Genomic DNA, 23,744 nt, shown 5'->3' with positions numbered 1-23,744 from the left:
TGAATATCACTCACATTGAGCCCGTAGCGGGCGATCGCAGCCCGGTCCAACGTAATGCGCAGTTGCGGTGTGCCACCGATCTGATCGCGTTGAACATCTGAGCTCCACGCACTGTGCCCATCACCTGTTCGATCTCTCGTGCTTTTTCAACAAGCACATCAAGGTCATCACCAAAGAGCTTGGCTGCAAGTTCGGCCTTGGTCCCCGTCAGCAACTCATCCACAGCTGCGGCGATAGGTTGTGTGAAGTTGAACTTGGCACCGGGGAAATCTTCAAATCTCTTGCTCATTGCGGCGTAAAGACCGTCCAATGTATCCGCGCTTACCCACTCCTCCTGTGGCTTGAGAGCAACGAATATCTCGGCGTTGTTTACCGGATCGGCGTGAGCGCCAACTTCACCCCGGCCAATACGCGAGACTACCTGCGTTACCTCCGGAAAATCCTCCATCAATTGCCGTTCAAAAACAGTGATAGTGGTTTTGGCTTTCTCCAGCGAGATAGAAGGCGCCATGGTAGCGCGAATCAACAGGTCACCCTCATTCAGACGCGGCACAAATTCCGAGCCCAGACGCGGCGCTACTGCAGCGCCCACGGCCAGAACGACGACCGCCAGCGCCAACGCGATCCAGCGGCGAGCAACCATTGCCTCTACCAGTGGTTTATAACCTTTGAGCAGAAAGCTGATGATGTCCTTGCGTGGCTTGTCCTCACGAACCTTGGGACTCCTCATCAGGAGCGAAGCGGCTACTGGAGCGATCACTAGCGCGAAGATCAGCGATCCAAACATCGCCACCGCCACCGTGTAGGCCAGCGGTTTGAATGTCGCACCTTCCACGCCCTGTAAAGTGAATAGCGGCAAGAACACGACAATGATAATGCTGATCGCAAACAGGATCGGTCTTGCGACCGACTGGCAGGCGCGCATCACGATATGCAGACGCGACTCATCAGGCTTGGCTTCGCGCAACATGCGATCAACGTTTTCAACCACCACAACCGCGCCATCCACCATCATACCGATAGCGATGGCAAGCCCACCCAGCGACATCAGGTTCGCGGATATTCCGAAAATTTTCATCGCAAGAAAGGTAAAGCCGACCGAAAACGGAATGGAGAGCGCCACCACCAGGCTTGGCCTGAGACCACCCATAAAAGCCAGCAGAACCAGGGCTACTAGAATGATGCCCTGCAACAGAGCATTGATCACAGTGGTTACGGCCGCTTTCACGAGCGTAGCCTGGTCGTAATACGGCTGCACCTCGATGCCTTCAGGCAGGTTGTCGTTGATTGTCGCCAACTCCTGCTTTACCGCATTGATCACGTTGGAGGTGTTGCTGCCGATCAGCTTCAACACCATGCCGACAACCACCTCGCCGTTGCCATTCTTGGTGGTCAGTCCGCGGCGAATTTCTCCGCCAATGTCCAGATCGCCAAGTTGGTTCAAATAAACGGGAGTCCCGTCGATGGTCTTCACCACAATGTTGCGAAGAGACTCGAGATCTGTGGCAAGACCCACCGACCGCACAATGTACTCTTCGTCATTTTTGACGATGAACTGGGCGCCGGCATTGGCGTTGTTGGCTTCAATACGCTCCTTGATTTCCGGCAAACTGACGTCGTAGCGAAGCAGCGCGTTCGGATCGACATTCACCTGAAACTGTTTCACTTCGCCGCCAATCGAAAGAACTTCGGTTACGCCCTTGACGGTCTGCAAATTGAACTTGACGATCCAGTCCTGAATCTCACGCAGCTCGGTAGTGCTGTACTGACCGCTGGTGTCCTCGAGTACATAAAACAGTATCTGCCCAAGCCCTGTAGTAATAGGCCCCATGACCGGCTCGCCAAAACCGGCGGGAATCGACTCCCGGGCGACCTGAAGCCTCTCGCCCACCAATTGCCGGGCGAAATAGATATCAGTTCCATCCTCAAAATAGATATTGACAACTGACAGCCCAAAGTTGGAAATCGAACGCACATGGTCGAGTTCTGGCAGACCATTCATTGCACTTTCGATCGGATAGGTGACGTATTTTTCCACTTCTTCGGGTGCCAATCCCTCAGTTTCTACGAACACCTGGACCAATGCCGGCGAAATGTCAGGGTAGGCGTCCACCGGCAGGGTGCGATAGGCGAAGTAGCCGCCCACCAGGGTCGCCAGAGCTAGCACGACTACCAGTAGCCGGTTATCCAGCGCAAAACGGATAATGCCTTGCATACTGTTCTCCTGGGCTAGTGGTTGTGACCGGATTCAAATTCATTCTTCTGCAGCTGCGCCTTAAGCACGAAACCGCCCTCGACAATGTAACTTTCTCCGGGTTCAAGACCGCTCAGGACTTCGACCATTTTTCCATCGTCGCGACCGAGCTTCACTGACCGCGGCTCCCAGCGCTCGCCTTCCTGTACAAAAACCGTTGGCTGACCCTCCAAATCAATGATCGCACCCTCGGGAACTACGACGTCTACCGGGTACTCGCCAATGGCAATATCACTCTGAACGAACATACCCGGTTTCCATGCGCGGCTCTCATTTGGCAGGAAGACTCGAGCCAGGCCAGTACGCGTGCGCTCATCTACCGACGGGGCCACATAGTCGATGCGAGCATCAACCGGCTCTGGGCCATAGCTGGTACTGAGACGAACCGGCTGACCAACCTCCACCAACGGTACTTGCTTGGGATAGAGCGCTATGTCAGCCCAGAGAGTAGACACATCCGCGACCACGAAGGCAGTGTCATCCGGTGACAAATGTTCTCCCAACGTAACGTCCCGATTGATCACCACCCCGTCGATCAGCGATGTGAGGTTGAAGCGTGCAAGCGTTTCAGAACTCTCTGCCACGGCAAGGGTTTCGCCGGCACTGACCTTGTCGCCGATCTTTGCCCGCACCTCAACGATTTTCGCCGCAAAACGCGGACTGATGTGAGCGACGGCTTCCTTGTTCAGTTGGATCTCGCCTGGCAATGACACCTGCTGGCGAATGACACCCGCGTCAGCAACGGCAATTTCACCACCGAACTCGCGTAACAGATCAGCGCTAAGGGTCAGAACCGGCTCTTCGTTCTCCTCGTGGCCTTCGTGGCCCTCAGCCTGACCTTCTTCGGCATGACCGTCATGATCGTCATGTCCTGCTTCTTCCGCAGCATGGTCACCTTCCCGCTCACCGTGCTCCTCTTCAGAATGTTCTGCTTCAGCTTCTGGCTCTTCCGATTCATGCTGATGCGAAGCTTCCTCCTCGGTGTGAGCGGCTCGTGTTTCCACTTTTGGATCGGTTACCGCAATTGCGCTGTGAAGCGGCAGCCCTGCCAGGAGCAAACTGCCAAGTACCAGATTCAATAGTTTGTTCATCGAGATTCTTCCTGTCGTGACGTTTGCTCTGCACCAGCGGATCCATCCAGGTAGGGCAGACGGAATTCGGACGACACACCGCTTGCGGTATCGGCTCGGGTAAGAATTTGTCCGCTTCCCGTCAGAGGCTGGCCCGTCAGGGTTTCAAGGGTAATAAGGGTTTGATGGAAGTCGGTGGCGGCGACAACCGCGTCGTTCTCGACGGCCAGCACTTGCTGCCGGGCCTGCACGAGTTCGAGATAGGAGAAGCGCCCCACCCTGTAACCGTCCTGAATCAACTCGAGAGTCTCCCGTGCTTCGGGCAGGATATCGTTACGCAGTACCGTGACCTGGTTACGTGTCTGTTCCAGTTGTGCGTATGCATTGTGTAGCTCGGTAAAAATCTTGACCCGTGTTGCCTCCTCTTCCAGATCGAGCTTCGCTAGGCCCTCACGGGCGGCCTGGATATTTCCCTGATTCTGGTCATTAACGCCCAGCGGCATGGAGAACTGCAGCACCATTCCGATATCGTTCGTTTCCCGAATGTGTTTGAACCCGGCGCCGACCTCAATGTTCTGTCGGCCGCGAGCGGTAGCGAGTTCAAGCTCGGCCTCGCGTAACCTGCCCTGTGTCAGAAATCGCTGCAATTGCGGTGCTTGCTCGAGTTGAGTACGAATACGGGCGAAGTCCGGAAGCTCCACCAATGAAAAAAGTTCCGCGCCCACAATCGCAAAATCCGGTTCACTGTCCCCCCACAAACTTGCCAGGCGGCGCTTGGCATTCGCCAGCCGAACCTCGAGATTGCTAACCGCCAGCGCAGCCTGCATCGCATCCGTTCGTGCGCGACCAAGCTCGGCCCTGCTTGCGCTACCAGCGTCGAAACGTCTATTGGCCACGGATTGAGCGGCTAAAGTCCATTCAACAACCTGCTCGGAGAAATCCAACAATCTCTGGGTTTGCGCCACTTCCAGATAGCGGCTTGCAGCTGCCGCCAGAACATCAAGGCGAGCAAGCTCGTAATCACGCTCCACCGCCTGGCGCTGCCAACTGCCGACGTCGCGCCGCAAGTTGCGTTTATTACCCATCTCAATGACTTGGCTCAATGCCAGGGTGGTTTCCATTGCATCAACCCCCGAAAATGCTCCGTTGCCAAGAACATTTTCGACTTCCACGGAAAGAACAGGATTGGGTCGCAGGCCCGCCTGCAGGGTTCGCGCTTCGGCGGCACGGATTTCATAGGGATAAACAGCCAACTCGGGGCTGGACTGCAGAACACGAGCTAGTGCCTTAGGCAAGGTCAGTATTGCGGTCTCGCGGTCGGCTGCCCAAGCAAGGTTTGACAACCCCAACATACTGCAGACAAACAGGAGCCTCGCCTGACGCGGCCATCGGGCCGGACGTAGACGACAAATAAGGGCGAGCATAAACCACCTCACATAAGGTTGAACCACAATTGGAATGTCGTAGGGCCGGCTGTGCTGGTATTTACAGTCACGCTGCCTTGATGGATCTGCATGATCGAACGGACGATCGAAAGACCAAGTCCAGTCCCTCCTTCGTCACGTGAGCGCCCGCTATCCACGCGAAAAAATCGCTTGAATATCGCTTCGGTGTGCTCTTCGGGTATACCGGGGCCATCGTTTGTCACAGACAACACGATAGATTGACCTTGACTCTCGATGAGTATCGGAATGTTGCTGTGGTGAGACGCGTGTCTGATGGCGTTCGATAGTAGGTTCGATATGGCTCGCTGCACCATCAGCCTGTCGCCCACGATAACGCCGTCTCCCTGGACGGTCAGCGATATTCCCTTTTCTTCAGCCATAATATTAAACAGGTCGACTACCTGTTCAGCTTCTCTTTTTAAGGATATTTGATCTGACAGATCAGCTGAATCCGACTGAAGAGCTTGCGAAAGGTAGAGCATGTCTGAAACGATCCGAGATATTCTGCCGAGCTCTTCTACACATGATTCTAATGTTTCTTTGTATTCGGAGGATAATCTGTCTCGAGAAAGAGCCACCTGCGCTTTCCCCATTAGATTAGTAATCGGAGATCGCAATTCGTGGGCCAGATCATCCGAAAAATCGGAAAGTTGTTGCACGCCGCCCTCAAGCCTTCCCAACATGAAATTTACGCTGTCTGCTAGCTCTTTAAGCTCCACGGGCAGACCAGAGGTTATTATTCTTCCATCAAGATCATTTGTGGTAACGATGGAAGTCAGCTCTCTGAAGTTGCTCAGCGGAGCCATTCCTCGTCGGGCAATCCACCAGGATCCGAACCCAATTAATACCAGGAACAGCGGCACCGCTAATATGGTCGAATTCAGGTATGCACTAAGCAGTTCGGAATCATCGGAACGATTACTGAAGAGTACTAGCAGAAAACTCTCATTGCTCCCGGCAATGCGCACGATGTTAGATTCTATTAGCGCCTCGATGCCATGCTGAGAGAGTCGTTTTTTATATGTATCAGGTTCGACGGCACAAGTACTTCCAGTTAGCAAATGACTTGGCACCGAGCCAACCGTAAAATTTAGTTTATTCGGCCTTTGAGCATCGCATACTAGCAGGCCTAGATCTGGATGGCCGGACACTAAGTCGCCCAGCGGGTGCGAGCTAGTATCTTTAACAAGCGACAGGTTAGACTCTGATATTACATGTTCGATTTGATTTAACTTTTGTTCTAACCTGGACTCGGCAATTATTCCCAATTGATTGCGCAGCGTCATCCAGGATTGACTGAATATCAAAATAACGAGAATTGATCCCATAACACCTACAGACAATCCAATTCGCAGCGACAAACTCAAAGGCTTGGTCATCCGCGATCCTCAAGGACATACCCTACCCCGCGCAGGGTGTGGATTAGCTTCCTGTCAAAGGGTTCGTCTATTTTGGCGCGCAACCTTCGGACAGAGACGTCAACTACGTTAGTGTCACAATCGAAGTTAATGTCCCATACTAACGAAATTATTTGAGTTCTTGTCATAACGACACCAGAATTTCGCATGAGCAGATGTAATAAGGAAAATTCCTTAACAGTCAGATCGATGCGCTGCCCTGCTCGGTATGCACGATGTCTGGCGGGATCAACCTCAAGGTCAGCCACTTTCAGAGAGTCGGTTTCAGTCAGTTTCTCACTTCGCCTCAGAAGCGATCTGATTCTTGCCAGCAATTCAGGGAATTCGAAGGGCTTAACCAGATAATCATCTGCACCCAGGTCCAATCCTTTCACCTTGTTCGACAGCCTGCCGCTAGCAGTTAACATCATTACGCGCGCATCGCTAGTGCGGCGAATATCCTCCAATATCGACCAACCGTCCATGCCAGGCAAATTTACGTCCAATATTACTAAAGCATACTGCTGGCTTTTGAACAGGTGTATTCCATCCGTTCCCGTTAAAGCGTAGTCAACGGTGTAACCAGATTCGCTTAGACCTTGTTGCAAATATTCGGCTGTCTTCAATTCGTCTTCGATGATCAAGACTCGCATCGTTGCACCTTTTTGGCCTTCCATCTTCGTGTTCTGATGCGCGGGCGTCGCTAATTGTAAAAAAAGGCGCCCAAAGGCGCCTAAAACATCTCTTGTTGAAGGAGTAACTACCCAAGAGATGAAACTGAAATTATCTGTTCGCTGGATCTGATTTTTCTGTCGTTTTCAAGAATAACTCATCATTATTCAGGATACGCTGCTTACGCTCTTTTACTTCATTGCCCTTACGCTCATCAAGAGGCAGACCATATCCGTGACGATCGGCAAGCATCGTCCTCAATTTCAAGCTCCCATCTTCAGCCTGCACTGCTGTACTGGCTCCCATCAAGACAAAAGCCATGCTAAATACGGCCATCATGTTGCGATATGTCATAGCGCCCTCGGCTTGGCATTGGGTATGAATTCCATGCCGCTATTATCCAGTTCAAGCCTGACGAGAGGATTAGCCTTAAATGACAATTTTGTCATTTAGGGCTCCCTCGCTTTTTTTCTGCTGCATCTGCTCTCGGATGGGAAATGCCCTGTCTGTAAAAAGCCTCTGTCGAACCCGTTCCACAGCAAGTGTCTGCGGGCGTTACGGTGCGGCTTTCGCAACAGCCGGCCGGTTGTGCCACGGCATTCGTTTCACAGCCGGCCTCTTGCTTCGTCACGGCATCAGGTTTACAGCAGCTACTCGATGGGGCTACGACACCAGCTTCACTGCCAGCGCCTTGCTGTTCATCGCGACCGCGCCACTTTGGCCAAGCATCCCGCCCGACCTGAACGGAAGAGTGCAGGTACAGTAGCGCGAGTGCCACCCCAACGATCAGATCCGGCCACTGCGACTGGGTCAGCATGACTAGCCCGGCCGCGCCTAACACGCTTAGGTTAGCGATAACATCGTTTCGCGAGCACAACCAAGTCGAGCTCATATTGATGTCGTCGCTGCGGTGACTATAAAGCAACGCCAGGCAGCTCAGGTTGGCGGCGAGCGCAACAAGACCGATCAGACCCATCCACCCCGCCTCTGGCACCACGCCCAAGAAGCTCTTACGGATGGCTTCACCGATAATTAAGATGCTGAATAGTAAAAGAAAGCCACTTTTGAAAAGGGCAGCCCCCGCAGCTTGTTGCACTGAGAGGGCGTTGCTCGGATAAGCGCGAAGCAACCGATTGTGGGATCTTGGCGGGAATCAGTGAAGGAAGCGAACCGCGCTGATAGTTGTCAGCGCTATTAAGGTAGGCAAGATCGATTATTTATCCGGTATATCATTGTTTTATATATGTTTATTAAAACAGGCCTGCGCATTGACATAAAAAACGATATGGGAAAATCGCTGGACTGGGGAAACCGGCAGGTACTCGACAGGCGTAAAACGGCAGCTCGATGGTTGATCTGGTCAAAGAGCCTATGGTTACTGCATTGCTACTCATTAGCGTGACTCACTACACGAACTGGACATGCATACAGTATTAATATTGTCATGAGTCGTCAACGAAGAGTTGATAGGAGGTAGCCATGTGCGGTCGTTTTGCTCAGTACCGAATTCCCTGGGAGTACATCGAACCGATTGGGTTAGACGTGCCAATGGCAAACTTTGTCGACCCAGAACCCGTCAACCGTTACAACGTAGCCCCCCGGTCAAAGGTGCGCATTCTGCACCAAGATCCGGACGGGCTGTGCTGGGACCTGGTGCGCTGGGGCTGGGAGCCGTTTTGGGCTAAGGGCAAACGTCCGCCGGCCATAAATGCCAGAAGCGAGACTGCGGCCACCGGTAAATTCTTCAAGCCGATATGGGAATCGGGGCGCTGCATCGTGCCAGCGGATGGGTGGTATGAGTGGGTGAAGGATCAGGATGATCCGAAGAGAAAGCAACCGTATTACATTCACCGGCGTGACAACCAGCCAATGTACTTTGCCGGACTTGGTCAGTTCAGGCGTGACGGCAGCGAGCCAAAAGATGGGGACGGCTTTGTAATTATCACAGCCGACAGCGACGAAGGAATGGTGGATATACACGATCGCAGACCGATCGTGCTGTCGCCAGAAACCGCAGCGCATTGGCTAAACCCTGAGCTATCTCCACATGAAGCTGAATCTATTGTTGCAGAGAAGGCAGAACCCGTAGGAGCGTTCGAGTGGCACCAGGTCGAGCGCGGTGTGGGCAACGTGAGAAACGAGGGGCCAGCCCTTATTGAAAGGACTTGAAGAGTGGAGCCAAGGCACCACTTGGCAGCCGGCAAATCAGTCTGGTTCTCTACCAATCCTTAATCAAAAACATTTCAGATCTATATCACCCTCCTGAGCATACCCAGCTAGCCCACCCGGCTGGCCCACTTCTCGAGGAGTACCTATGGATTTGATTTGTCCTCGCTGCAGCTCGCAGCACATCACCCACTGTAACTACGGCCGGCGGATCGGCGGTGTCGTTGGTACCGCAGCAGGCGCTATCAGTGGTGCCGCTACTGCTACGGTAACAGGTGCCGCTACCGGCGCACGTCTCGGCATGACCGCTGGGCTGATCGTTGGCCCCGCTGGAGCAAGCGCTGGCGCAGTGCTAGGTGCTATCAGCGGTGCCCTTGGAGGCTGCGTGCTTGGGCTACGTCTTGGTTCCTTGGTCGATGATCAATTACTTCATAGCTTCCGCTGCGAAGATTGCCGCTGCCACTTCACCCCCTGCTCTATCTAAGCCCCCTCCGGGTTTACTGTCTGCATTTGCAGCCAGAGGTCCCGATATTTTCATGGAGAAACCCCATGGCACACGAAATTGAAAACATGGCCTATGTAGGCACTACCCCCTGGCATGGCCTGGGCAACCAGCTATCTCGTCATCAACCGCTGGAGGTCTGGCAGCAGGAAGCCGGTATGAATTGGCATATCAAGCAATCCCCAGTGCGCTTCGTAAGCAATACAGCATCATATCTGGGCGGCATCCACGCTTTCCCCGAGAAGAAGGTGCTGTATCGATCAGACACTAAGGCACCCCTTTCCGTGGTTTCGGAACGCTATAAAGTGGTTCAGCCGTGGGATGTCCTGGAGTTTTATCGAGACCTGACCGAATACGCAGGCTTCGAATTGGAGACAGCCGGTGTACTCAAAGGTGGTCGCAAGTTCTGGGCTCTGGCCCGCACCGGACAGGCCTCCGTGCTCAAGGGAAACGACCAGGTCAATGGCTACCTACTACTGGCCACTTCCTGCGATGGCAGTCTGGCTACGGTTGCCACGCCCACAACGGTACGTGTGGTCTGCAATAACACCCTCGCCATAGCAGTGAATGGCGCGCCCCAGTCCATTCGTGTCCCCCACAGCACCGTATTCAATCCGCAGGCGGTTAAACAGCAACTGGGTATCTCAGTCTCCCAGTGGGATGACTTCATGTCCCGCATGAAGACGTTATCCAATCGCCGAGTGAACACGGGCGAAGCGCTGAGCTACTTCCTGCGGGTCATCTGTGATGCAGAGAAGGATGTAGAAGACCGTCGTGAGCTGATCCAACACAGGGCCCTGCAGAAGGTGCAGAACCTGTATTCCGGCAAAGGACGCGGATCGACACTGGAATCTGCCCAGGACACCGCTTGGGGTCTACTATGCGCTATTACGGAGTATGTGGATCACGAGAAGCGCGCCCGTAGCGTGGATCACCGTCTGGATTCAGCCTGGTTTGGCCAGGGTGCCAATCTCAAACAGAAAGCACTGGATCATGCGCTTGAGCTGGTCGCTTAACTCCCCTGCACCCTCACCCCAAGAACTGATTTCTCATTCACGGCATAAGCCCCGGCCAGCACATGCTGACCGGGGCTTTTTTGCGTCTGGAGGTTTTTATGAGCACTAACCAATCGGTACAACAGCCAAGCACCCACAAAACAGGCCGTGGTCTATTGCGCCTGGTCAGCACCAAGGATCTGAGCAGAGACGAATGGCTGGATGTCCGCAAACGCGGCATCGGTAGCTCTGACTCATCTGCTGCGATCGGCCTCAACCCTTACAAGTCGCAACTGGAGCTCTGGCTGGAGAAGACCAACCGTGATCAGCATCTGCCCAAGCCGAACCCCGACGACGACAGCGCACCGGTTTTCTGGGGTGTCGTATTAGAGCCCGTAGTCGCTTCCCAGTATCAGCGGCGCTCCGGCAATAAGGTACGCAAGGTCAATGCGGTCCTACAGCATCCGGAGATCCCCTGGATGCTAGCCAATATCGACCGTGAGGTGGTCGGCAGCGCTGATGTGCAGATTCTGGAATGCAAGACCGCTGGCATTAACGGGGCTAGGCTTTGGCGTGATGGTGTACCCAAGTACGTCGAGGTGCAGGTGATGCACCAACTGGCTGTGACCGGCAAGAAAGCGGCGGACGTAGCCGTTTTGTTGGGTGGCCAGCAACTGGAGGTATACCGCATTGAGCGCGATGAGCTACTGATCAAGCACCTAATCGAGCTGGAGCGCCAATTCTGGCATTACGTTGAGACTGACACACCACCGCCTGCCGACGGCTCTGACTCCGCCGAACGGGCCTTGCGCTTGCTGTACCCCGAAGATAATGGCGAGGAGCTGGACTTCAGCCAGGATCAGGCATTGAACGAAGTCTTCTTTAATCTGAAGCAGGTGCGTCACACCCAAGCGGAGCTCAACCAACGTGAAGGCGAGCTAAAACAGATTCTGCAACAAGCCATCGGCACCGCCAGCAAGGCTGTTTTTGCCGATGGCAGTATCAGCTGGAAGAAGTCCAGGGACTCCGTGGTCATCGATACCGCGACTCTCTTCGCTGATAACCCTGAATTGAAATCCCGTTATCAGATCAGCAGACCTGGGAGCAGACGCTTTCTCATCAGCTGACATTCGCTATCACCAACTCAACTTTCCAAGCCGACCGCCTGCGCCGTCGGCTTTTTTGTGTCCCTACATCAGGAGTAGTCCCATGATCAAAGGTCTAGTCATTACCCCACCTGCACTGGGGCGTATATCCATTGGCAGAGTCGTCGAGAAGAACCGCAAGCGTATGCCAGAAAAGGACGACCAGTTCACCATCACTTCCCAAGTCCAAACCCGTGAGGGCTGGCTGCCGCACCCTCTGGATGAACAGCTACGCCAGGAGCAAGGCGGCAAGATACGCAGCATCCCAGTACGCCTGCTGTTCAACGATCCAGCATTGAACTTCCGGGCCGAATACACCTTGTTTGATCGTAATAGTGGACGCCCTCTATGCGTGGGCAATGGCGAGACTTGCAAGCGGTCTACCAACGAAGGAATTCAGTCTTTCCCTTGCCCTTCACCGGATGGCTGTATATTGGCTCAAGGCGGCAACTGCAAACCCTACGGACGACTGAATGTGGGGCTTAGCGAGGACGACCCGCTTGGCAGCTTCGTGTTCAGAACCACTGGTTACAACAGCATCCGCACCCTCACCGCCAGGCTCAGCTACCTGCAGGCGTTATCCGGTGACCGGCTGGCCTGCCTGCCGCTGGAACTGCGGCTACGAGGAAAATCCACCCGCCAGAGCCATGGCACACCGATCTTCTACGTCGACCTGATCCTGCGCTCGGGGATCAGCACGGAAGAAGCCCTGCAACAGGCCCAGCAGTTGGATCAAGCACGTCGGGAGGCGGGGTTTGATCAGCAAGCGTTAGATGCTGCGGCCCAGACCGGCCTGAACAACGGGGCCTTTGAAGACAGTGAAGACGAGGCCCATCAGGTACTGGAGGAGTTCTATCCGGACTCCGGCACCATCGCCAATCCCTCTATCAGCACACCGCGCACTCGGAAAAACACACCAACGCTGCATGAGCTGATTCTGGAACGCAGCCACCCCATGCAACAGCACGATGTTGCAGCCAACGTAGACATATCACCAAGAGTAAACCAATGAACGAGATTAAGGAGTATCTGGCGGTTCCCAATCTATCCGAATTGGACGTACTGAAATGGGCTCAGTCCATCCTCGAAGCACGCTTTAAACGCAGTAACTATCTGACCAACCCCTCGTTAGTCAGGGCTTATCTCAAAGCCCAGTTGGCCACCGAAGAGCGTGAAGTGTTCGCGCTCATCCTGCTGGATAGCCAGCATGGGGTATTGAGTTTTGAGAAGCTGTTCTACGGCACCATCGACAGCGCCAGTGTCTATCCCCGGGAGGTGATCAAGACTGTTCTCAATGCTAATGCCGCTGCAGTCATCATCGCGCACAACCACCCCAGTGGTAATCCTGAGCCCAGCCAGGCGGACATTCATCTTACCAAACGCCTGACTGCATCCCTACAGACGATTGATGTCCGCGTACTGGACCATCTGGTGATCGGCGGAACCGACACCGTGAGCTTTGCGGAACGGGCTCTGCTGTAAGCCCATCTTCTAACTGAACCGGAGGCTATCATGCCCACCCCCACCTGTTGCATCTGCCAATCAGCCACTTTGATCAACCGACAGAACCTGCATACGCTGGCCGCCCTGGCTGGCACGCTGGATGTGCTACTGCGTCAGTACAGCGCTCAGCAGCGAGAGCAGCCACCTGACCGCACTCCCTGGATGCACCTGGGTGATTTGTTAGGAGCATTGAAAGACCCCCGTGCCCTACAGCTTGAAGGGCTGGCACAAGGCGTGACATTGGCCGCTAATGTCGAGCGGAACTGGCTGGGTGAATTTGAAAGCCTGTGTCTGAGCTGCGGATTCATGTTGATGGAAGACGACACCCCGCGCTGAAGTGCAGCCGACATAGCTCTTGGGTTACCGGGACAGTCGGCTGCTCAATTGCTCGACTAACCGCAGAACCAGATCACGATCATCCACATTCAAGGGCTCTAACAACTGCCGCAGGTGACGCACTTGGTCATCAACGTGCGGGCTCCCTTCGGTCAGCAGATCCACCGCCTCACAGCCAAACAGCTTTGCCAGGTCGTACAGGCGCTGGAGCGACGGCATTGCCACCCCACGCTCAATACGCGAGACCGCCTCATTACCAATCCCTAGCTTGGCCGCCACGTGCTCCTGAGTCAGGCCCACGCGAGTGCGTTGTAGAGCAATCGCCCGCCCGATGCTTGCTGCTAGGGTCTTTTCTGTTGCAGTGGACATACAGCCCTCCTATTCACCCTGAATAGTTGGGCATCAACCGGTTGACATGAAGGACTCAATGAGTTGAAATTCATCTTCAAAAGTTGAATGCCATTAATTTAAGATCACCTTGCTGCGACCGGAGCGGCATGACGGGCTCGCCTTCGCATCATGCCAGTTACCCGCTCAGGCAATCCGCATCGCTACGGTGGTAGCAAGTCAACCCCTCTAAGGATTTAGAGAGGTAATTATTGCTAATAATTCCCGATTACATTAGGCCACTACCGTACAGGGAGGTCACTGTGCACAGAAAAGACTTTAATCCGCAGCACAACTGGCTCTGGGCTTACCGCAAGGCGCGCAGCTATCACGTCTCATCAATACAAGCGTGCTACCGAGCGGTCCGCTTCAGTTTATGGGGCGACACCGGCTTTTTTTCCAGCCACGGCGGGTTTCGCAAATCCCGTATCCGGCGGAGTTGACCTTATATAGCTGCCCAGCCGAATTTGCCTGGACTTGGACGCCCAAATTGAGTCGACAGTGTGTTGTCATCGTGACCTGAACAACACCGCAATTAGAACAGGTGGCACTGAAGTTTCACGGTGAGGAAGAAAAATGAGATTTCAAACAACCTTATTGCGAGCCGCCGAAATAGCCGACCAACTATGGCTGAATGGGGCCAGAGTAAAAGCCAAAAGCATCAATGCGCTTCAACAATTAACCATAGAAACTGACCAAGAGTTTTTAATCCTTGAAAACCAATTGGTAGATGTCGAGTTCGGGGCTTTCAAGGCGGTGACGTTGTATGGCACTAGCCGCAACTTCCAAGCGCAAATGGTTCGCCACATCACGAAGAAGGATATTTCATGAATCTGCTTGAGATGCTTACGAACGGGCTCGATCTATGGCCGTACGGCGATCTGCCCTATGCTACACAAGATGTTGATGGTGAGGTATGGTTCTCAGGATCTTTACCAATCGCCACTAATAACGGCCTAGGAACCTACTGGAACGCTTCGGGATTAAGAGTCTGCTCTTCCCCTTACTATCAAAGTGACGGCCCAAATGCCGACGACTACGCCACTGCTGTTATCACAAGAAATCAATGGACAAGGGAGCGTAATAGAAAAAAAGGAAAGACCCGACCAGCAATAACGCCAAGTTATGACTTCACCTTAAAAATACAATCAGAGCATATAACGCTTGGTGTTATATTACTCGATAGCCAGCATGGCGTTTTAGGGTTCAAGCGACTGTTCGATGGAAATATATTGTCTGCAAGCTTCTACCGTCGAGAAGTAGTCAAGGCAGCGCTAAATGCCAGCGCCTCGGCTGTCATCACAACACATTATCTTTCTAACAGTGACCTCGAACCCGATGGTACAGATAAAGCGCTGATTAAAGGCCTTAAAACTGCCTTGGAGGCCGTCCATGTGCAACTGCTGGATCACTTGGTGATCGGTGGCGGAGAGTCAGTGAGTTTTGAAGAGAGGGGATTGTTGTGACACAGGCTTAGCTGATGGCTACTGTCAATCCCAAGGACTTTAAGACTGGAGCCAAGGCCGTAGATATCAGCAATTGGAAATCAGGTAGATTCGGTGGCTTCATACGCCAATTCCTTGCGACGCGGTAGCCCTCTCGGCCCCCCCGCCACCCTTAAGAACATCAGTTGATCAATATTCTTTAGCCGCAACCAGCAGATCAATCTGAATCGTACCGGGTTTTATGGAGGCCATTTCGTTTAAGTCAGGCCGCCATGGTCTGACCGGATTGTTGCTGGTAGAAGTTTGCCTCAGCTTCTGCCGGGGGTATATACCCAATCGAGCTCAGCAACCGCTGGTGGTTGTACCAGTGAACCCATTTCAAAGTGGCGATTTCCACGGCTTCGCGACTACGCCAGGATTGCCGATAGATCAGCTCCGCTTTGTATAACCCGTTGATGGTTTCAGCCAAAGCGTTGTCATAGCTATCGCCTTTGCTGCCTACAGAGGGCTCTATGCCGGCCTCAGCGAGACGCTCGGTGTATCGGATGGAGACGTATTGGCTACCCCTGTCGCTATGGTGTATCAGGCCGTCCATGCGGCTCGGCTGTCGAGCGTGCAGCGCTTGCTCCAGGGCATCCAGAACGAAGTCTGTTCGCATGCTGTTGCTCACCCGCCAGCCAACGATACGCCGGGCAAATACATCGACCACGAAGGCGACGTAGAGCCAGCCTTGCCACGTTGAAACATAAGTAAAGTCGGACACCCATAGCTGATTGGGTCGATCCGCATGGAACTGGCGTTGGACCCTATCCAGCGGACAAATCGCGTTCTCATTCGGGATGGTGGTGCGGATCACATGACCGCGACGAACGCCCTGCAGGCCCAGTTGACGCATCAGCCGCTGTACCGTGCAGCGAGCAATATCAATGCCCTCACGCTTGAGTTGCTTCCAGACTTTCACGACGCCATAGCACTGCATATTGTCATCCCAGACTCGCTGGATTTTATCGCTCAACAGCTCGTCCTGTTTGGCACGAGCGCTTCGCAGTTCGGGTTGACGGGCTTTGGCTGCATGCACGTAATAACCGGACGGAGCGATCTGGATTACCCGACAGATCGACTCGACTCCGTAGCGGTCACGGTACTCGTCAACGAAGGCGTTCAGGGTTTGTTGCGGCGGTCGAGCTCCGCCTGGGCAAAATACGCACTGGCCAGGCGCAGAATCTCGTTCGCTTTGCGCAGTTCCCGGTTCTCGCGTTCCAGAGCCTTGATGCGTTCTCGTTCCTCGGTCGTCTGGCCGGGGCGGTGGCCAATATCAGTGCGTATCCAGCCATGCAGCGTCTGGGGGACACAGCTGTCAATGGCCATTAATTTTGACCCACTTTTGGCCAATAGAATTGACCCACTTGCTCACCGCTAACCGGCGGTTTTCTGCTTCAAGCGGTAGCTCTCCCCTCCCAGCATAAAAATGTGTGAATGGTGGATTACACGGTCAATGATGGGCACTGCCACGTTGTCGTTATGGAAGAACTCGCCCCAGCTGGTGAAGTCCTTGTTGGTGGTCAGGATCACCGAGCGGTACTCGTACAAGTTGTTGATCAACTGGAACAGGTTATACCGGGCCTGACGGGTCATCGGCAGGTAGCCCAGCTCATCGATGATCAGCACATCGTACTTGCTCAGCTGGTTCAGTCGCTTCTTCAGCTCGCCCTTCATCTCCGCCAACTCCAGGTCCTCGACCAGTGCCAGTGCAGTGCGGAACAGCACCTTGTAGCCAGCCTGGACGGCCTTGTGGCCAATCCCAATGGCCAGGTGGGTCTTGCCCACCCCCGGTGGCCCAATGAACACCAGGTTGTCGCGGTTATCGATAAAGCTGAAGTCCAGCAAGGCACTGACCTGTCGCTTGGTGATCGTGGTCTGATGCCGGTAATCAAAGGCCTCCAGGTGCTTCTCCGAGGGGAACTGGGCCTGTTTGAGGTTGCGGCTCACACGACTACTCGAACGGGCGTTGATCTCATGCTCAACCAACGACTGGGCGAAATTCAGGTAAGACATCTCATTGGCTTCAGCCCTGGCCAGCAGGGCGGTCAGTTCACCGGCGGTCGCGCTGAGGCGAAGGCTGCGGTACTGCGCTACGGTGCTATCGAGTAGGCTCATGGGGTCACTCCGTGGCCAGTCGACTGGCCAACGTGGGCGTAAGCATTCAGATCGGCATGGCCGACGCGGCTACCCGCCTCCGGCGCATACTCGCGGTCACTGATGGCGCGTCCTCGCGCCCTGGCTTGCTGCCAGGCTTCGAGGTAGCGCCTGAGTCCGGTGGCGGTCAGCTCGCTGCGCTCGCACAACTCACCCAACAGCTTGGTATCAACCGGCGCGTGGGCCATGAGCAGATCACGCACGGCGACCAGTTGGTCCTTGTAGATACGCGGTGAGGTCCGCTTAAGCAATTGGCACAGGGCAGAGCCCAGATCATCGGAGAGGATCGCATCAATGCTGTGTTCCAGATCGGTAATGCGCTGGGTCTGGTCTCGGTAGTGGTTGTTGTTCTTGATCATCCGGCCCTTGGCCTTGCACAGGTCATGGGTGGCGATGAGCTCGCCGCTCTCCAGGTCATGGATCAGCAGCTGGTTGTCCTGTGCGCTGACACCGACACGGGCTTGCTGCCAAGCCATGGGTACCGAATACTTGTTAGCCTGCCAGGAGATCAGCCCGGTCTTGTCGACCTTGCGCGTTTCTCTTGCAGGCATCAAGTGCAGCAGGCTCTGCGGGACCAGATAGGGCTTGAGCTGGCTGCGCTCCAGCGCCTCGAAATGCTCCCGAGGATGCTGTCCGGTCGTGCCGTGCACACGCGCATTGGCTACGGTCTCAAGCCAGTCATGCAGATGCTGGTGAACGGCGTTCTCGTCCGCAAATTGCTCGCCATAGAAACAGTCACGCTTGACGTACTTGACGCCGGCCTCCACCTTGCCCTTGCTCTCCGGGTCATAGCCCTCACAGGCATGGATACGATAGCCAGCCGTGGTTGCATACTGGTGGAAGCGCTGGTTGAGCGTCAGCTCTCGATATTGCTCGCTGATCACCACCATCTTGGTCTGGTCGTAAATGCACTCCTCAGTGACGCCGCCGAAGTAACGGAATGCCTCGTCATGCATCTGGATAAAACGCTCGGTATCCAACGGACGGAAGCTCAGGCCGACATACATTAGCCGGGAACAGGACAACACAAAAACCACAAAATGCACCACGCGCTCCACGCCGCCGATCATGACGCCACGCAACTCACCGGGATCGACCTGGCACTGAACGCCCGGCACCGACTCAACGACCGGTTCGTAATAGCGGAACTGGCCGCAGGCAACCTGCTGCTTGAGCGTTTGTACATACCGGCGGATGCTCCGGTCAGATACCGCCAGATCAACGCTGCGCTCTCTCAGACGTCGGGCCAACTTGACCGCACTGAGTGCTGGAAACTGGATCAGCTGATTGATCAGATAATCACGGTGCCCGTCGAGCAGCTTGGTCCGCGAAGGGTCAGCAATGGCGACGCTGATCTGCGTTTCATCCAGGTGAAGATACTTGCGTACGGTATTCCGGGAAATCCCCAGCTCACGGCTGATGGCACGGACCGACAAACCCCGGCCCTGGTCGTACAACCCCTTGATCTTGTGAATCACAACCCACTCCTTCAATGATCTGTCCCCGGCCTGTGCATAAGGCGGGTGACGCTACATGGATCGGTGGCCAGTGCCACCATGGGTGGGTCAAAATTGTTGGCCAGAGGTGGGTCAGTTTAATTGGCCATTAACAACAGCCGATCTTGGGCGCAATGGATTCGATGGCTGCCCATTCGGAGGGGTAGTCCTTCAGGTTCTCCAGAACCATGCGCACAGCACGTTCACGGACTTCAGGGGAATAGCTATTAGATTTCTTCATGCCTCATTCTCTCAAGAGTTGAGGCCTCCACGAAACCCGGTGCGATTCAATCTGGTTCCCGACCAGTCCTTAATCAAATACGATTCGGGTCTATATCACCCTCCTGAGCATACCCGGCTAGCCCATCCGCCAGAGCCATGGCACACCAATCTTCTATGTCGATCTGACTGCGCTCCGGAATCAGCATGGAAGAAGCACTGGTTCTCTCAGCAAGGAGATAGCGTTACGCTCACTCAAGACGCGATCAATCAGTGTGCACATAGAAAATAACGATCTGATCAGAGCCTCACGCGGGCTGTAGGCCCACAGATCCCGACGAGGCTTTTAGAGTGCTGCTACCCGTCCAGACAAGGGCGGCCGGCGTGATAACTATTTCATCTCTCGACTTGCACGACGAAAGTCAATCGGCCGTGCCTGCCTTCGCTCTCAGCATCTCATCAAAACACTTTTACTTCTTGCCCCCAATACAAACCAAGGTGAAATCATGAAAACAGTTAAAGTTTTTAGAGACACGTTGCTTTTAATCGGCACTCTAGTGGGAAGCAGTGCGATCATTGCCACCTTGATGGCGATGATCAAGTTCCCGCCACTGTTGGTAGCGGTTTTATTAGCTTGTTGGATCTTAAGCCGGCTGCCAACCGCCGAACCAATGACCATCTAACCCTCACCCATTCGAACAGCTGAAAGGCTGTTCGAATGGGTGCATTAGCTATTGTTACTTTTTTGCGATCCATACCAACCCATATTCGCCTACGCATTGGTAAACAGGCCATTAAACTGCGTCATTATGGCCGCAACGTATTCCCCGGCTTTTACCCGTTTTCAATTTGATAAATTCATGACGAATTACTCAAAAAAGGAATAGCATAATGGAAGAATTCTACGTGAGGCGCTCTCTTCTCAATCCATTTGTATGGTTTGGATGGTGGTGTCTCACGGCGCTCACTATAGGTCATTATCAGTCGACGTTTTGCTCGTGATACGCCAACAAAAAACGCGCAGCGCTCCTCGTCGGCCTTCCCCCAGAAGGTCTGGCTCTCGACGCCAAGAAGGATGACCGAATCGAACTCCAGCCCCTTGCTTTTGTGCATCGTCATAATGCGTACCGCCTGGTCATCCGAAAAACGCTCAAGAGCCTTGGGCAGATCAGGCTTAATCTTGAGCAACTCTTCAATGCGCATTCTGGTGTCCCGGATAACTTCCTTGAGCCTGTCGTGGGATTCATAGTCTGGCGAGAGCGCGACTAGAGTTTCGATGCGGACCTGCTTCAAGAACGCCCGTACCGATTCCCACCAGCCTGAGAGCGGCACGTCAAGAAGCTCAGCCACAACAGCGGCTTTTCGCTGCTGCTTGATTAACCGATCTAAATCCTTCCGCGTGCTGGATTGGATTTCATCATCCGCAAAAGGAACCAACTGATTCATCAATCGAACCCAGGCTTTGGGCTCACGCTTGCCATAAAGACAGGACAAATAGTCCACGATCAAACGCGCAGCAGGTTCGACCGTGATGTCCTGCATCTGCTGTTCGTTACGGAAAGGAATGCCCCGTACCTCTAAGGCGGCCATGAGATGGTCGGCGTACAGCTCCAACTGCTTGGAAACCAGCACCGCGATTTCGGACGGTGGAAGTTGTTCAACTCTTATCCAGTTGGCAATCAAGTCGGCCAAGCACTCAGCCTCTTTTCGGCTGTCCTCAAATTGCCACGCAAAAACCTCACCTTCATCACCGACCAGCTGCTCGCCGGGCATGGCGGACGCTGGGTCAAGGACACGGATGATCTCGTTCTGCACTCGGAGTAAGCGAGACTGAGAGCGGAAATTGCGATACATATTGAGCGGTACCGCAGCAAAATCAGCAGCGAAGGTCTCAAAGATGCCATCAAGGGCTCCGGCCCAGCCCATAATTTTTTGCTTGGTATCTCCAACGGCGGTGAGACGAGTGCTAGTGCCTTGAAAGGCAAGCTGTATTAAGTCGTACTGCAGATTGGTACAGTCTTGGAATTCATCCAAGAAAACATCACTGTAAGTTTGACGAATGGCGTTCCTAGCCATTTTAGACGTCTGCAATATCTCGATAGCCAACGGCACCAAGTCACCAAACACAATTTGATTTCGAGAGGACTCCACCTTCCTATCGGTGATTTTGTAACCCGCGTCCAGAGCATCTTTCCCTGTCAAAACTGGCCGAAAGCGATCGATGATGCGCTTGGCAAAAGCATGGAAGGTGAAGCTGTCAAAGCGCGAGGCCAGATCCTGACCACAGCGGCGCTGAACCCGCTCTTTCAGGTTTTTGCTGGCATCAACTTTGAACGATATAGCCAGAATCCGCTTGGGATAACGACACGTACCAGTGCGCAAAAGAAAATCAGCTCGCTGTGCAAGCATTTCGGTCTTGCCTGCACCAGGCCCTGCAGTCAGGGCAAGGCAGCGCTCCTGCTCCCTGGCTGCGCGCAGAGCATTCGGCTCAAGCGTTAACCCGTCAGCGGGCTGCCAAGCTTCGACTGCAATCACTCTGGTAGCTCCGCAAGCTTTGTGATTACAGCGTCTGCCAGACTGCTTAGCGATGCCGGCATATCCTCAAGCAACTCTTGGTCGCTCAGTTGAGCAAGTGCGCTGATATGCGCGGCGGGCTTGCTGCCAAGCTTGAAACGTTGATGATAGGTGCCAAACAGCTTGAGTTCGTCTTCGCTGTATTGAGATGAGTCGTGATGGCTTTTCCCGAGGACAGCCTTGATCGCATCATCGCCTGGCACTTCCTCTTCAACGCTGTAAGCGTCTGGATAGGCGAGAAGCATTGCAAAATCAAGGTCCATCGGAGCAGAAAAAAACACCCCTCGTTGCTCTAACTCAACGAAGACGCTCAGATTTTCATCGCCGAAACAGTGATGTGTACGGATGGGTGTCTCAGTTACATCCCATTTCGGCAGATCCCAATCAGCGGGAAGCACTTTAGTGGGCTCAAATTTCGTGAGCTGGTCATTTACATATTTGACGCGCCCCCAGCCTGCCTGATGGCGAGCCACATCCAAGTCAAGCAGCGTCAAGTAAGGTATTTGCAATGCCGAAAGTAGCCGCCAGAAGTGGTTGACATGCCTACCACCCAGTGGCGCTATCACGACAGCAGACTCATCGATCGGCGCGCCTTTGGCCCGCAGCAGGCGGGGCAACACGATCTCCTCGCTGTCCCCTTCACCGAGGACAACCAATCGAGAGAAATACACTTCGGGGAATGCCTGTACTGCCTCGCGTACGAACTTGTGCGCATCGTCCGTTTTTTCAGGCAACTGAATGCAGGTTATGCGAGATCGTCGCGCTTCAGTCAGCCGCAAGTAGCGAATGTGTTCAGGCTCGACTCGCCGAAGCATAGAAGGCGCATGCGTAGCGATGAGGGCTTGAGCATCACCTTGGCTTGTCATGACATTCAGTGCACTGACAATCCGTCCCAGATAGTGAGGAGAAAGGCTGTTCTCAGGCTCTTCCACGGCAATCAGTGTAAAAACTGGGGGGCGCAGCTTGTCAGGATCGAAGGAATTATCTTGTTCAGCTAAAACGGCACGACCTATTGCCTGCGACGACAGCACGAGAGACAGATAGAGCATCGACTTTTGGCCATCGCTCAGCCTAGAAAAGTCGACCAGGTTTTCGCCGTGGCCGGGTGTGAATGAGACCGACATATGCCGCAGTAAGGCCTCGATCTCAGAGGCCACGAAAGTAATTTTGGGATCGGTAAAGAAACTACCTTTGTGCAGCGCTGCCCATGCCATTTTCAAATGCTCACTAAACGCATTGACAGATGGATTGGCTGCCAGACTCTCGCTTATATCGTCTGTGAGCCCTCTAATGGCGTCTCGCTCCTTATCCCACTGCACGGCACGAAGTATCCGCCCAAGCAGAGCGTTGGCCCCATAAGCAATGTGGTCGGCGGGGTCACGTCGTGCGGGCAGGTAGTGGACATGTATATGGTTGCGCTCGGCTCGCGGCACTTGCGCAGTGGTAAGTGGCGAGTCATCTGGATTGACGTCCAGTACATATACAAAAGTTTCTTCGATATCGCCATCAGGCCCCATGGCCGCGCTCAGGCGAAAACGCACTCGTGGAATGCCGTCCGGTTCATCCAGGCGCATGTGACCAAAATGAGGGGCAACCGTGCTGTTATCTTCGTCCTCTATTAGTTCAGGGAACAGGAAGTCTGCGTCTATCCAAAGCTGCCGCTCTTCCGGAATATCTTTTTCATCGAAGGGAACGTGGAAGTCAGACCGCTGGATACGACGCTGGGATGGGTCAAAAGCGAACAGGCGGCATAGAGCTTGAAGGGCAGCCGTCTTGCCGGAGCCATTAGGGCCGATCAAGTAGGTGATGGCTTCGAGGCCGACGTCAGTAGGCTCAGGGCCGAAAGATTGAAAGCTTGATAGGCGCAGCGTTTGCAGTTTCATACTGTCTGACCTTCCTTGTTGTTACTTACGCTTTACGGTACCCACTTGCCCACCAGCTC

General features: G+C 54.0%; 22 protein-coding genes, 3 pseudogenes and 1 other annotated feature. Of the genes and pseudogenes, 11 read left to right on the top strand and 14 right to left on the bottom strand.

The features are described 5' to 3' along the window. Nucleotides 1-10 precede the first annotated feature (10 nt). From BLU11_RS19370 to BLU11_RS19075, 7 genes are all read right to left on the bottom strand, one after another. Nucleotides 11-2,215 (bottom strand): efflux RND transporter permease subunit, encoded by a 2,205-nt coding sequence (locus BLU11_RS19370; RefSeq protein ID WP_197674230.1) that lies wholly within the window; start codon nucleotides 2,213-2,215, stop codon nucleotides 11-13. A gap of 14 nt (nucleotides 2,216-2,229) precedes the next feature. Continuing rightward, nucleotides 2,230-3,345, bottom strand: coding sequence for an efflux RND transporter periplasmic adaptor subunit (locus BLU11_RS19100; RefSeq protein WP_090276086.1), 1,116 nt, complete (start codon nucleotides 3,343-3,345; stop codon nucleotides 2,230-2,232). After that, nucleotides 3,342-4,748 carry a TolC family protein gene (locus BLU11_RS19095; RefSeq protein ID WP_090272040.1) on the bottom strand — a complete coding sequence of 469 codons (1,407 nt, stop codon included), beginning with the start codon at nucleotides 4,746-4,748 and terminating at the stop codon, nucleotides 3,342-3,344. Before BLU11_RS19095 ends, BLU11_RS19100 begins: the two co-directional genes overlap by 4 nt. A gap of 8 nt (nucleotides 4,749-4,756) precedes the next feature. Then, a complete protein-coding gene (locus tag BLU11_RS19090) occupies nucleotides 4,757-6,148 on the bottom strand; it encodes a heavy metal sensor histidine kinase (RefSeq protein WP_090272041.1) in 1,392 nt (463 codons plus the stop codon). Continuing rightward, nucleotides 6,145-6,819: a heavy metal response regulator transcription factor gene (locus tag BLU11_RS19085; RefSeq protein ID WP_090272042.1), complete on the bottom strand. Its 675-nt coding sequence runs from the start codon at nucleotides 6,817-6,819 to the stop codon at nucleotides 6,145-6,147. Before BLU11_RS19085 ends, BLU11_RS19090 begins: the two co-directional genes overlap by 4 nt. A 130-nt stretch (nucleotides 6,820-6,949) precedes the next feature. Continuing rightward, nucleotides 6,950-7,192 (bottom strand): hypothetical protein, encoded by a 243-nt coding sequence (locus BLU11_RS19080; RefSeq protein WP_090272043.1) that lies wholly within the window; start codon nucleotides 7,190-7,192, stop codon nucleotides 6,950-6,952. Nucleotides 7,193-7,283: 91 nt separating this feature from the next. Beyond that, a complete protein-coding gene (locus tag BLU11_RS19075; protein WP_231702237.1) occupies nucleotides 7,284-7,934 on the bottom strand; it encodes a cation transporter in 651 nt (216 codons plus the stop codon). On the opposite strand from BLU11_RS19075, the pseudogene BLU11_RS19645 reads away from it, so the two are divergent. The 8 genes and pseudogenes from BLU11_RS19645 to BLU11_RS19040 form a co-directional block, all read left to right on the top strand. Continuing rightward, nucleotides 7,922-8,017, top strand: a pseudogene (locus BLU11_RS19645) (Cd(II)/Pb(II)-responsive transcriptional regulator); the annotation flags it as partial. The gene BLU11_RS19075 and the pseudogene BLU11_RS19645 overlap by 13 nt on opposite strands. Before the next feature lie 300 nt (nucleotides 8,018-8,317). Then, the gene (locus BLU11_RS19070) at nucleotides 8,318-9,007 is read left to right on the top strand and encodes an SOS response-associated peptidase family protein (protein ID WP_090276082.1); all 690 of its coding nucleotides are present in this window, start codon (nucleotides 8,318-8,320) and stop codon (nucleotides 9,005-9,007) included. 145 nt (nucleotides 9,008-9,152) lie between these two features. Continuing rightward, nucleotides 9,153-9,488 carry a glycine zipper family protein gene (locus BLU11_RS19065; RefSeq protein WP_090276080.1) on the top strand — a complete coding sequence of 112 codons (336 nt, stop codon included), beginning with the start codon at nucleotides 9,153-9,155 and terminating at the stop codon, nucleotides 9,486-9,488. A 65-nt stretch (nucleotides 9,489-9,553) separates the two neighbouring features. Next, nucleotides 9,554-10,522, top strand: a complete 969-nt coding sequence (locus tag BLU11_RS19060) for a DUF932 domain-containing protein (protein ID WP_090276078.1) — start codon at nucleotides 9,554-9,556, stop codon at nucleotides 10,520-10,522. A 98-nt stretch (nucleotides 10,523-10,620) separates the two neighbouring features. Continuing rightward, a complete protein-coding gene (locus BLU11_RS19055) occupies nucleotides 10,621-11,628 on the top strand; it encodes a YqaJ viral recombinase family nuclease (RefSeq protein WP_090276076.1) in 1,008 nt (335 codons plus the stop codon). Nucleotides 11,629-11,710: 82 nt separating this feature from the next. Then, a complete protein-coding gene (locus BLU11_RS19050) occupies nucleotides 11,711-12,658 on the top strand; it encodes a recombination directionality factor (RefSeq protein WP_090276073.1) in 948 nt (315 codons plus the stop codon). Further along, nucleotides 12,655-13,128 carry a RadC family protein gene (gene radC / locus BLU11_RS19045; protein WP_090276071.1) on the top strand — a complete coding sequence of 158 codons (474 nt, stop codon included), beginning with the start codon at nucleotides 12,655-12,657 and terminating at the stop codon, nucleotides 13,126-13,128. The genes BLU11_RS19050 and radC overlap by 4 nt, the downstream gene beginning before the upstream one ends. Before the next feature lie 30 nt (nucleotides 13,129-13,158). Beyond that, a complete protein-coding gene (locus BLU11_RS19040) occupies nucleotides 13,159-13,485 on the top strand; it encodes a hypothetical protein (RefSeq protein ID WP_090276069.1) in 327 nt (108 codons plus the stop codon). Nucleotides 13,486-13,509: 24 nt separating this feature from the next. On the opposite strand, the gene BLU11_RS19035 is transcribed toward BLU11_RS19040, so the two are convergent. Further along, a complete protein-coding gene (locus BLU11_RS19035) occupies nucleotides 13,510-13,854 on the bottom strand; it encodes a helix-turn-helix domain-containing protein (protein WP_090276067.1) in 345 nt (114 codons plus the stop codon). Nucleotides 13,855-14,448: 594 nt separating this feature from the next. Between BLU11_RS19035 and BLU11_RS19025 the strand changes: the two genes are divergently transcribed. Together BLU11_RS19025 and BLU11_RS19020 are read left to right on the top strand one after the other, a co-directional pair. Then, nucleotides 14,449-14,703: a hypothetical protein gene (locus BLU11_RS19025; protein ID WP_022960931.1), complete on the top strand. Its 255-nt coding sequence runs from the start codon at nucleotides 14,449-14,451 to the stop codon at nucleotides 14,701-14,703. Next, nucleotides 14,700-15,338, top strand: a complete 639-nt coding sequence (locus BLU11_RS19020) for a JAB domain-containing protein (protein WP_090276065.1) — start codon at nucleotides 14,700-14,702, stop codon at nucleotides 15,336-15,338. Before BLU11_RS19025 ends, BLU11_RS19020 begins: the two co-directional genes overlap by 4 nt. 241 nt (nucleotides 15,339-15,579) lie before the next feature. Here BLU11_RS19020 and BLU11_RS19015 read toward each other — a convergent pair. From BLU11_RS19015 to BLU11_RS19365, 4 genes and pseudogenes are all read right to left on the bottom strand, one after another. Then, nucleotides 15,580-16,670: pseudogene (locus BLU11_RS19015) on the bottom strand (IS3 family transposase); the annotation flags it as partial. Beyond that, nucleotides 16,408-16,524, bottom strand: a sequence feature (AL1L pseudoknot). It overlaps the preceding pseudogene by 117 nt. A 63-nt stretch (nucleotides 16,671-16,733) precedes the next feature. Next, the gene (gene istB, locus BLU11_RS19010; protein WP_090271457.1) at nucleotides 16,734-17,474 is read right to left on the bottom strand and encodes an IS21-like element helper ATPase IstB; all 741 of its coding nucleotides are present in this window, start codon (nucleotides 17,472-17,474) and stop codon (nucleotides 16,734-16,736) included. Then, entirely contained in the window at nucleotides 17,471-18,991 is a 1,521-nt protein-coding gene (gene istA, locus BLU11_RS19005; RefSeq protein WP_090271454.1) for an IS21 family transposase, read from the bottom strand. Before istA ends, istB begins: the two co-directional genes overlap by 4 nt. Before the next feature lie 133 nt (nucleotides 18,992-19,124). After that, nucleotides 19,125-19,250: pseudogene (locus tag BLU11_RS19365) on the bottom strand (IS3 family transposase); the annotation flags it as partial. 484 nt (nucleotides 19,251-19,734) lie between these two features. Between BLU11_RS19365 and BLU11_RS19425 the strand changes: the two are divergent. Further along, entirely contained in the window at nucleotides 19,735-19,911 is a 177-nt protein-coding gene (locus BLU11_RS19425; protein WP_172828704.1) for a hypothetical protein, read from the top strand. Nucleotides 19,912-20,086: 175 nt separating this feature from the next. Here BLU11_RS19425 and BLU11_RS19000 read toward each other — a convergent pair whose 3' ends face one another. Together BLU11_RS19000 and BLU11_RS18995 are read right to left on the bottom strand one after the other, a co-directional pair. Further along, nucleotides 20,087-21,763: a UvrD-helicase domain-containing protein gene (locus BLU11_RS19000; RefSeq protein ID WP_090276063.1), complete on the bottom strand. Its 1,677-nt coding sequence runs from the start codon at nucleotides 21,761-21,763 to the stop codon at nucleotides 20,087-20,089. After that, a complete protein-coding gene (locus BLU11_RS18995) occupies nucleotides 21,760-23,685 on the bottom strand; it encodes an ATP-dependent nuclease (RefSeq protein WP_090276061.1) in 1,926 nt (641 codons plus the stop codon). The genes BLU11_RS19000 and BLU11_RS18995 overlap by 4 nt, the downstream gene beginning before the upstream one ends. Nucleotides 23,686-23,744: the final 59 nt, after the last annotated feature.

It is taken from the genome of Halopseudomonas litoralis (genome assembly GCF_900105005.1).
Taxonomy (GTDB): Bacteria; Pseudomonadota; Gammaproteobacteria; order Pseudomonadales; family Pseudomonadaceae; genus Halopseudomonas; species Halopseudomonas litoralis.
The sequence above is the reverse complement of the archived record's forward strand: the minus strand, read 5'-3'. Positions and strand labels throughout refer to the sequence as shown.